7 protein-coding genes are annotated in these 7724 nt (G+C 66.8%); 2 read left to right on the forward strand and 5 right to left on the reverse strand.

Annotated elements, in window-relative coordinates; genetic code table 11:
* Positions 1-46 precede the first annotated feature (46 nt).
* The 5 genes from DESTE_RS16645 to DESTE_RS16665 all read right to left on the reverse strand — a co-directional run bounded on the left by DESTE_RS16645 (position 47) and on the right by DESTE_RS16665 (position 5492).
* Positions 47-724: a heme exporter protein CcmB gene (locus DESTE_RS16645; RefSeq protein WP_035069059.1), complete on the reverse strand. Its 678-nt coding sequence runs from the start codon at positions 722-724 to the stop codon at positions 47-49.
* Positions 718-1377, reverse strand: a complete 660-nt coding sequence (locus DESTE_RS16650) for an ABC transporter ATP-binding protein (protein WP_035069062.1) — start codon at positions 1375-1377, stop codon at positions 718-720. Before DESTE_RS16650 ends, DESTE_RS16645 begins: the two co-directional genes overlap by 7 nt.
* Positions 1377-3302 carry a heme lyase CcmF/NrfE family subunit gene (locus DESTE_RS16655; RefSeq protein WP_035069065.1) on the reverse strand — a complete coding sequence of 642 codons (1926 nt, stop codon included), beginning with the start codon at positions 3300-3302 and terminating at the stop codon, positions 1377-1379. The genes DESTE_RS16650 and DESTE_RS16655 overlap by 1 nt, the downstream gene beginning before the upstream one ends.
* A gap of 229 nt (positions 3303-3531) precedes the next feature.
* Positions 3532-3954 (reverse strand): cytochrome c maturation protein CcmE, encoded by a 423-nt coding sequence (locus DESTE_RS16660; protein WP_035069068.1) that lies wholly within the window; start codon positions 3952-3954, stop codon positions 3532-3534.
* A 503-nt stretch (positions 3955-4457) separates the two neighbouring features.
* Positions 4458-5492, reverse strand: coding sequence for a hemolysin family protein (locus tag DESTE_RS16665; protein ID WP_035069070.1), 1035 nt, complete (start codon positions 5490-5492; stop codon positions 4458-4460).
* Between the two features lie 289 nt (positions 5493-5781).
* Between DESTE_RS16665 and DESTE_RS16670 the strand changes: the two genes are divergently transcribed.
* Together DESTE_RS16670 and waaF are read left to right on the forward strand one after the other, a co-directional pair.
* The gene (locus DESTE_RS16670) at positions 5782-6513 is read left to right on the forward strand and encodes a D-glycero-alpha-D-manno-heptose-1,7-bisphosphate 7-phosphatase (RefSeq protein ID WP_051384527.1); all 732 of its coding nucleotides are present in this window, start codon (positions 5782-5784) and stop codon (positions 6511-6513) included.
* Positions 6510-7544, forward strand: a complete 1035-nt coding sequence (waaF, locus tag DESTE_RS16675) for a lipopolysaccharide heptosyltransferase II (protein WP_035069072.1) — start codon at positions 6510-6512, stop codon at positions 7542-7544. The genes DESTE_RS16670 and waaF overlap by 4 nt, the downstream gene beginning before the upstream one ends.
* The last annotated feature ends 180 nt before the right edge of the window (positions 7545-7724 follow it).

Consider the following 7724-nt stretch of genomic DNA (forward strand, 5'->3'; position numbering starts at 1 on the left):
CCCTGCGGGGGCCAGGGGGCAGAGCCCCCTGATCAGTTGCTTTCAGCTATTCTTCCCCGCCGTACACGAAGGGAAAGAGCACGATGCCTGCGCCAAGGAACAGCGCGTCAAAGGCGGCCACCAGCCCCAGCCATGATTCCACCCCTTCGGGGATGTCGTCGGCGAAGGCGGCGGCGCCCACCCGGATGCCCGCAAGCAGCACCGGGACCAGCAGCGGAAACAGCACGATGCTGAGCAACGATTCGCGGGCGGCCTGCCCTTGCGACAGCGCACCCAGCAGCGCGCCCAGGGCCACGATGCCCACATCCGCCAGCAGCACGGTGGCCAGGCCCACATGCCACAGGGGTGATACGGACTGGCCCAGGAAGACGATGGCGGCGGGCAGGAACACGGCCTGGGCGCAGAGCAGCAGGGTAAACCCGGCAATGCCCTTGCCCAGCCACACGGCCTGCACCGGCACAGGGGCCAGCAGCAGGCCGAAGCGCGCGCCGTTGGCTTCCTCGATGGCGAACAGGGTATTGAAGATGAGCACCTGACAGAAGGCGGACGCCAGCCAGAAGATGGCGGCGGCACCCTGCGGGCCCATCACCTCGCCCACTCGCTGCGACAGACTGAACACGAAGATCAGCAACAGTCCCAGCAGCAGGGCCTGAACCAGGCCGGTGCCGCGTGACAGCAGCAGGCGCAGGTCTTTCGATGCGATGGCAAGGGCGGCGCTCAGCATGCCACGGCCTCCGGAACGTAGTCGGCGGCAGGGCCGCTGTAGACCACGCGCTTTTCGGCAATGGCCAGCACCCGGTCGGCCCGGGCAAGGTCTTCGGTCACGGAATGGCTGATCCAGACGATGCCCGCGCCCCGGTCGCGCGCGGCGGCGATTTCGCGATGCAGGATGGCCATGGACCGGGTGTCGAGCCCGGTGCCCGGTTCATCCAGCAGCAGCAGCGACGGCGACAGCAGCAGCACCCGTGCAAGGTTCAGCCGCTGGGCCATCCCGCGCGAAAAGCCGCCCGCCCGTTCGAAGGCGAAGCGCTTCAGTTCCATGCGCTCAAGGGCGGCCAGCAAGGCGTCTTCAGAGCAACGCTCCGGAGCAAGGCCGTGCAGGCGCGCCCAGAAGGCCAGGTTCTCGAAGGCGGTGAGCTCGGGATAGATGAAGGTCTGGTGACCGAGGTAGCCAAGGGCTTCGTCCGCGATGCCGCGTTCCACGTTGCCCGAGCTGGGGCGGGAAAGTCCGGCCATCAGCTTGAGCAGCGTGGATTTGCCCGCCCCGTTGGGACCGGCCAGCAGCGTGACCGTGCCGGGGGACACCTCGAACGAGACGTCCTTGATTACCAGCCGGTTGCCGTAGAACTTGGCGACCTTGGTCAGCCGGAGCAGCATCATGCCTCCTGCCCGTCTCCGGTGTCGTCGTCCTCTTCGCGCGACGAGGACGGACGGCGCAGCCCCAGAAAGGGCGCGATGCACATCAGCGTGCCGCCAATCCACACCCAGTTCACCAGCGGGTTGACGCTGACCTTCAGGGTGGCCGCGCCGGAGGAATCGACCCCCAGCAGGGTGGCGTACAGTTCGTCGCCAAGGCCGAAGATGGTGGCCGCCTCGGCATAGGCCTGACGGTCGAACTTGGCGTACAGGCGGCGCTGGGGCGACAGCACGCCCACGGGCGCGCCCTCGCGGGTGACGTTCAGTTCGGCCTCGATGAAGATGAAGCCCGCGCCTTCGCCCTCGTACAGGTTCACGTAGCGCAGGTCGTACTTGCCCAGCTTTACCGTGGCGTCGCGGGGAATCTCCACTTCCTGCTCCAGCTTGTACGGGCCGGAAAAGGCCACGCCCAGCACCATCAGGGCCAGGCCCAGATGCACGCCGTGGGCGGCCAGCGAAGCGTTGTTGCGCCGCACGTGGCTTTCCGTGGTCAGCAGGATGATGATGCCCGCCACGCAGGCCGCGCCAGCGCCCGCGCCAAGGGCGGCCATGGGCATGCGGTAGGTGTACCAGGTCATGGCGGTGACGGCGGCCATCACCCCCAGCACGGCCAGCAGCTTCGGCATGCTGCGCACGCCGCCCTTCCAGCCCAGCCAGGGGCATATGGACAGCAGCACGGCAATGCCCGCGAACAGCGGCAGGCACACCCGGTTGTAGAAGGCGGGCTCCAGCCCCATGGGCTTTTCGACCCAGAACTTGCTGAACACAGGCCACATGGTGGCAACGAGAATGATGGCGGAAAGGGCCAGCAGCACCCAGGCCACCAGCACCAGGAATCCTTCGCGGCTGTCGATGCCGGAAAGGGGCTTGGCGTCGTCCTTGCGCCAGATCAGCGTCACCGCCACGGTAAGTGCGATGGAGGCCAGGATGAAGATCAGCAGCGGGCGGCCCACGCCGCCGTCGCCGAAGGCGTGCAGCGAATCAACAACCCCGCTGCGCACCAGATAGGTGGCGAAGAAGGCGGAGATGGTGGTCAGCGCCATGAGCAGGATGTTCACGCGGTGCAGCTTGCCGCGCCGCGACTCGATGACCGAGGTGTGCAGGAACGCGGTGGAGACCAGCCACGGGATGAGCGAGGCGTTTTCCACCGGGTCCCATGCCCAGTAGCCGCCCCAGCCCAGTTCCATGTACGACCACCAGCCGCCCAGCACGATGCCTGCGGTCAGGAACAGCCACGCCGTCAGGGTGAAGGGCCGGGAAATGCCCGCCCACGCGCCCTCGCGGCCATAGCCGTTGCTCATGGCCTGGGCCAGGGCGAGACAGCCGGGGATGGCGAAGCCGCCGTAGCCCAGGAAGAGCAACGGCGGATGGAAGATCATGCCGGGGTTCTGGAGCAGCGGGTTCAGACCGTTGCCGTCGGCAGGGGCCGGGGCGGCGGTGATGAACGGATTGCTCCACGCGGTGAGGATGAGCAGGAAGAAGGCCATGACGGCCAGAAAGAACAGCCAGTACCACAGCTTGGTCTGGGGGCTGAGGTCGCGGTAGCCGCGGGTAAGGGCAAAGATGACCCCGAACAGGGCCACGGACCAGCCCCAGAACAGCATGGACCCGGCCTGTCCGGCCCAGAAGGCCGTCAGGCGGTAGAACAGCGGCAGAGCGCGGTCGGTGTAGCTGGCGACGTAGATGAGCGAGAAGTCGAAGTTGACAAGGGCGTGCAGCAGCACCACGGATGACAGGGTCATGAACCCGGTCAGCATCAGGTGCGCCTTTTCGATCCACGGCAGTGCCGTGGAGCGCCCCTGCCACAGTTGCGCGGCTGCCGCCCCGGCAAAGAAGAGGGCGAATAGCAGCGACGCGACAAGCAGCAAGTAGGCGGAAAGGTGCATGAAGTCTCCTGCCGATATGTGAGGGATGCGTAGACGCGGTGAGCCTGCCGCCGGACCGGAGTGCCGGAGGGCGTGGAGCGAGGCGGAATCCGCCGCGCGGTGTGCCTCTGGCGCATGATCCGGATGGAGGCGCGGACATGGATGTGCGGCGCGTGCCGACACGGCCACCCGTCAGCCGCGGGGCCGGAACGGAGGGCGGGCCAGTCCGCGCTGCGTCAACCGCCGGACGTCATCCCTTACGGTTTTCTTTTTCGTATTTCGAGGGACACTTGGTCATCAGCGTCTTGGCGCGGAATTCACCGGCGGTTCCGCCCTGGGGCATGCCGCCTTCCACGATGACCTCGACGCCTTCCTTGAAGGTGTCGGGCACGGCCCCGCGGTACATCACCCGCACGGTCTGCCCGGGATTGTCCTTGTCTTCGAGCAGAAAGCGCACCCCCGGACCGTCGTCCAGCCTGGCGATGCCCTGGGTGGCCACCGTGCCGAACATGCGGATGGACTGCAATTTCTCCGAGGGCATGGCGAGGGCTTCCGAAACGTTCAGGAAGTACACGCTGTTCTGGGAAAAGCCCGAAAACACCAGATAGCCCACCCCGCCCAGAAACAGGGCGAGGGCCACGAGGTACAGGCTTTTGCCGTTCTTCTTCGACATGTGTGGTCCTTATGGCTTCCCTTCTCGCTCCGGTGGTGTCGAGCCTGTGGCCGACCATTCCCGGAAAGGAGGGAAGTGCGCCGCCGCATCACGCGAAGGCCGGGGGATTGCGTCCCTCCATGCCGTTGCCGGAAGGGTTCCTTTGGCTGCGCGGGCGCGTTCGTGGTGCAGGCGCCGATGGCGCCGTGCGGGCGGCTGGCGTGGCCGTCCGCATGATCCGCCGGTCGTTTACCGGCCGCGAACTGTGTATCGACTCGCGGCACCGTGTGGCGGCACCGGATTGCATCGGGGCGTAGCCGTGTGACCATCCGGAGAAGAGGTGCCCGAAATGGCCCCGGTCCCTACGGAAATGTCGCATGCGGCTGCATCTGGCATACGGCGTTTCCGCCGCCGTGGCAAGGGGGTAGCCTGCGTGCAAAGGCTTTCACAACATGCGTTCTCGCAGGGTAACATGCCGGAATCAGCGTGGATATGCTTACAGTTTTGATTGCTAACAGTAATTATTACTTGTCACGTGCCAGTTCCGCACGGCGGCGTCGGGCCAGTTCCTGCAAATCGTCCACCCGGTCCGTTTCGTCCACGATTTCGCGGCCCAGTATCTCTTCCAGCACGTCTTCCAGCGAAATGACCCCCGCAAGGCCGCCGTACTCGTCCAGCACCACGAACAGGTGGGTGCGCGCATCCAGGAATTGCAACAGGGTGCGGTCCAGGGTCTGGGTGTCCGGCACGAAGTGCACGGGCTGCATCACTTCGGAAAGGCGCAGGGCGTCGTTGTCATCGGCCACTTCCTTGAGCACGCGGCGGCGGGTGACTATGCCCACCACGTCTTCGTTGTGCTCTCCCCACACCGGCACGCGGCTGTAATGCCAGAAGTCCGGCTGCTCATGGGCGTCGGCCACGGTCATGGCGGCAGGCAGCGAAAAGACCACCGTGCGCGGGGTCATGATTTCGTGCACCCGCTTCTGGTCCAGGGACAGGATGTTGCGGATGGACAGTTCTTCATACGGCTGGATGCGACCGGCCCGGCGCGACAGGCTGACGATGGCCCGGATGTCGTCTTCCGTGGCATGTGGCGCGCCGCCGCCGGGCGGGGTGAACAGCCGGGTGATACGTCCCCCCAGCCAGATGACCGGCATCAGCACCACCACCAGCACGCGTATCGGGCGGGCCACGTATTCCGACAGCGTGCGCGCATGGGCAACCCCGATGGTCTTGGGGATGATTTCGCCCAGAATCAGCACCAGCACGGTGAACCCGGCGGCAAAGGCGGCCATGTTCGCGTCGCCCAGCACTTCCGCCGCATAGGCCCCGGCAATGGCTGCCCCTGCCGTGTTGGCCACGGTGTTCAGGGTGAGTACGGCGGTGATGGGTTGTTCGATGCGCGAGCGCAGTTCGAACAACACCTGCCCCGCCTTGCGTCCCGATTTGCGCAACTGCTCCACGTGGCTCCACGGCACGGAATACAGGATGGCCTCAGTGACGGAACAGCAGGCCGAGATGATGAGCGAAAGCCCAACGGCCACGGTGAGCGCAAGCATGCAATGTCCTGTGCGCCGATACGCGGCGTACGTGTTGGAAGTGTGCCGTCCGGTGCGGATGTTCCGACGGCGGAATCGGCAGGTGGTGCGGCGGGTGGCGGACACATCATGCCGCCGGGCCACCGCATCGCTACAACCTAAGCGGCCCGGAGGCGAATGGCAACGCATGACCGGGGCGCGGGCAGCAATGCGGGGTATGCCGGGTTGCATCAGGGCGGCAAACGCACAATGCGGGTGCCGCGCCGCCGCCTTGAAAAAAGCGGCCCGCCGTGCCACAAGTTGCCCCACCATGAACCGGGCATCAACCACCAGTACATTTCCCGGCGCCGTGCTGCTCGACCGCGACGGCACCGTCATCGAGGACCGGCACTACCTGTCCGACCCTTCCGGCGTCGCGCTGCTGCCGGGCGCGGCCCGGGGCCTTGCCGCCCTGGCCGTCGCCGGGGCGCGGCTGTTTCTGGTTACCAACCAGTCGGGCATCGGCAGGGGCTACTTTACCGAAGCGGACCTGCACGCCTGCAACGACCGTCTGGGTGAATTGCTGGGCGAGCACGGCGTGGCGCTGGCCGACACGGCCTTCTGCCCGCACGGCCCGGACGACGGCTGCGCCTGCCGCAAGCCCGCGCCGGGCATGTGGCTGACCCTGCGCGACCGGCACGGCCTGTGCGCCGCCACCACCGCCATGGTGGGAGACAAGCCCGAGGATGTGGCTTTTGGCCGCGATGCGGGGCTGGGCCGCGTGGTGCTGGTGCTGACCGGCAAGGGGCAGGCCGCCGCGCGCACCCTGGGCGTGCCCGTGCCCGAAGGCGATGCCGCCGTGCGCGAACCCGACCCCGCCGATCTTGCCGCGCGTCCGGACTGGCCGCACGCCGTGGCGCGCGACCTTGCTGCCGCCGCCGCGTGGCTACTGGGCGCGGCAGCGGCGGGGCAGGGGGGCGACGACGTTGCCGCTCCGGACGCAACGGGCGCATCTCCTTCCGATTCTTCTTCCCCGGATAGTACGCGGAGCGAACCGTCATGAGCCGTATCGGTGTCTGGAATACCGCCTTTCTGGGCGACGCGGTGCTGACCCTGCCACTGTTGCGCACCTTGCGCGCCAACTACCCCGATGCCGAACTGCACTTCTGGGTGCGGCGCGGCGTGGGCAGCCTGTTCGCCGCCCAGCCGGAGCTTTCCGGCGTGCACGAATTCGACAAGCGCGGCGGCGAAAGCGGCCTCATGGCCGCTGCCCGCGTGGGGCGGCAACTGGCGCGCGAGCATCATTCGCTGTGGCTTTCCGCCCACACCAGCCTGCGCAGCGCCTGCATCGCCCGCTGGACCAGCGCCAAGGTGCGCATCGGCTACGACGCGCCGTGGTTCAATTCGTGGTTCTACACCCACACCGTGCCGCGCCGCTTTGATGAACTGGACGAGATCGAACGGCTGCTGCAACTGGTGCGGCCCCTGAACCTTCCCCAGGTTCTGGACTGGCCGGAACTGGTGCTGCCCGAACCCGCCCGTGAACAGGCCGCCGCCTTCCGCGCCGCGCATGCCGCCCCCGGCGTGCCCCTGCTGGGTGTCCACCCCGGCTCCGTGTGGGCCACCAAGCGCTGGCCCGCCGAGTACTTTGCCGAGGTGGTCCGCCGCGCCGCCGCCGCAGGCGCGCGCGTCGTGCTGTTTGCCGGTCCCGGCGAAGAAGCCGTGGCCCGCGAGGTGGCCGAGCGTTCCGGCACCCTCGGCACGCCCGCGCTCATCGACCTGTCCGGCGCGCTCAGTCTCGTGGACCTTGCCGCGCACCTCGCCATCCTCGACTGTTATCTGTCCAACGACTCCGGCCCCATGCACATCGCCTGGGCCCAGCGTACCCCCGTCACCGCCATCTTCGGCCCCACTGTGCGCCGCCACGGCTTTTACCCGCGCGGCCCCAAAGCCACCGTGCTCGAAACCAGCCTGGACTGTCGCCCCTGCGGTCTGCATGGCCCCCAGCAGTGCCCCCTGGGCCACCACCGCTGCATGCGCGACATCACCCCCGATACCGTGTGGCAGGACGTGTCCGCGAAACTGTTCGGGTAGATACGATTGATGAAAGAATTGCGGGGGTGAGGTACGAATTGGATTTCTATGCCGAGCGCCCTACACTGAAAATCAAGTCAAAGAGTAGGCCACAACCCAACTCTGACCGGCTTTCTGCAAAGCCCATCTTCGTCTGGGGAAAGCCACATAAGTTATAGCGATCAAGTGCTGAAAGTTCAT

It is taken from the genome of Nitratidesulfovibrio termitidis HI1 (assembly GCF_000504305.1).
Taxonomy (GTDB): Bacteria; Desulfobacterota; Desulfovibrionia; order Desulfovibrionales; family Desulfovibrionaceae; genus Cupidesulfovibrio; species Cupidesulfovibrio termitidis.